We start from the raw sequence: 1,842 nt of genomic DNA, 5'->3' as shown, positions 1-1,842 counted from the left end.
GGTCGGGGGGGCTTGTTTTTTTTTAAAACCCCCCGGCGCGCCCGCTGGTATGTTCCGGCCGCGGTCGGGGGGGGGGGGGCCCCCCACCAAAACCCCCCCCCCCCCCGCCCCAGGGGCCGGGACACAATCGTGGCGATCAAGGGAGAAGGCCGCTGGGTACGATGGATCTTTCTGATGGCGGGGGTTGGCATGGATAGTTCGACGATGAGGCCTGACGCCGAGCTGTACCCGGAGGTGGCGGCCTGCGAGGGAGATCTGACGGCCGCGCTGCGGGCTGCCGCCGGAAGGATGGGCGTGCAGCTGGTCGGGCTGCGCGAGGCGTACCCGCCTGAAGGACTGTCACGCCACTTCGTGGCCGGCGTGGAGGCGGAGTGCGGGGATGTTCAAGTGGAACTTCGGCCCGATCGCCGCGAAATCGGGGTGACACTGAGGCTGCCTTTTGTGGGCGTCGCGGCTGCGGGCGCGGCATCGTCCCTGCAGGCCGCGATCGAGGTGGTCCAGGCCTGGCAGGCGGGGATGCCTCTGATGGACATGGCCACCAGGTGGGAATTCCTGATGGTGAGTCCCAAAGCCCTGGCGCATGACCAGGGAAGGGGGGTCGCCTACGAGTGGGAGCGTATGCGGCACCTGTCCGATGATCTTATTGACCACGACCTTGTGGAGGCGGCGCTTCGGTCCCCGGAACTGCGCTCCCTGTTTCCCATGGTCGGCCACGGATCCTTGCAATTCCGCCGCTTTACGATCTCGGCTCCCGGAAGTGACATCCCGAGCATCTTTCCCCTGGGAGAGGGTCGTTGGCGTGTGATCTGCCTGTGGGACACGGACCTTTCGTCGGGTACAGCCGACACCGCCGACGAGGCCGTCAGGCTCGTGGTGGAAGGGCTCCCGGAAGGGTGCGGTTCTGCGGCCGAAGTGATCCACGATGCCCGGCGGGCGATGGCGGCCAAGGCCAGCGGTGGTGACGGAACCCAGGTGTGAGTGGGGGCGTGGCGGCGAGGTTTGGGTGTCAGCGGATGGTCGACCACTGACTGCCCGGTGAGGGTGGTTCTTCGTTCGGCAGTGACTGTCATGGGGTGACCAAGGGGCTGCCTCAACCCTTCCGTCAGGGACGGGTTCGCGCCCGTGTTCCAGTGGCGGAGCCCGGAACGCTGGTAGCCGGTCCGGCCCTTGGTGGGGAGCGCGGAGACTGCGGCCCCGATCGGCAACACCTGCGACACAGCGGCCGCAGCCGGGGCGGCGGATTGTCCGGCCGCATCCTGAAGGCCGCCCCCCGTCCCGGGCATCTGAACCGGCCGTGGGTTCAGCGGTTGGTGGTGATCCATCGTACGAGGGTGGCGTGGGTCGTGTCGTCGAGCGACGAGAGGATGTTGATGGATTCCAGATCGCCGGGGACCGGTGGGACGCCGATGGTCGTCAGCGCCGCTTGGAGGTCCAGCCTCCGCCGCTCCAGGGGCGTCAGCGGCGTCAGGGGCCAGGCGAGGCGTGGGTCGGACGCCGGCCCCTGTGCCGCGGGATGTGTTTCGCCGGGGTGAGGCAGGTGACTGTCCGTGTCCGTTGGGCGGTTCTGCGGAAGGGCGACGTAGGCCGTGGGCGGGGCGGTGTCGGCGCCGGGGAAGCGGTAGGGGTCGAGGTCGAGGGCGAGCTGAGGGATCGTGACCTCGGACTGGTCGTAATGCCGGAACTCCACAAAGTGCCTGCCTGTGTTGGATGGGCCACTTCTTGAACGTCGGGGTGTCGCGGGGCGGCGGGCGCCGCCGCCGCCCCCCCGGGGGGGGGGGGGGGGGGGCGTAATAATGCCCCCCCAGCGGGTTATAAAAAAAAAAAAAAACCCCCCACCACAAA

At 68.2% G+C, this 1,842-nt stretch carries 2 protein-coding genes; one reads left to right on the top strand and one right to left on the bottom strand.

Annotation, left to right across the window (positions count from 1 at the left end):
• The first annotated feature begins 129 nt into the window (after positions 1-129).
• Positions 130-978 carry a DUF6193 family natural product biosynthesis protein gene (locus ACWGE1_RS40975; RefSeq protein WP_453425556.1) on the top strand — a complete coding sequence of 283 codons (849 nt, stop codon included), beginning with the start codon at positions 130-132 and terminating at the stop codon, positions 976-978.
• Positions 979-1,300: 322 nt separating this feature from the next.
• Here ACWGE1_RS40975 and ACWGE1_RS40970 read toward each other — a convergent pair whose 3' ends face one another.
• On the bottom strand, positions 1,301-1,687 hold the full coding sequence (locus ACWGE1_RS40970; protein WP_453425555.1) for a hypothetical protein: 387 nt from the start codon (positions 1,685-1,687) through the stop codon (positions 1,301-1,303).
• Positions 1,688-1,842 lie beyond the last annotated feature (155 nt).

The organism is Streptomyces sp. NPDC054932 (genome assembly GCF_053610205.1).
Note: the sequence above shows the minus strand (reverse complement) of the source record. Positions and strands in the feature narration are given on the sequence as shown.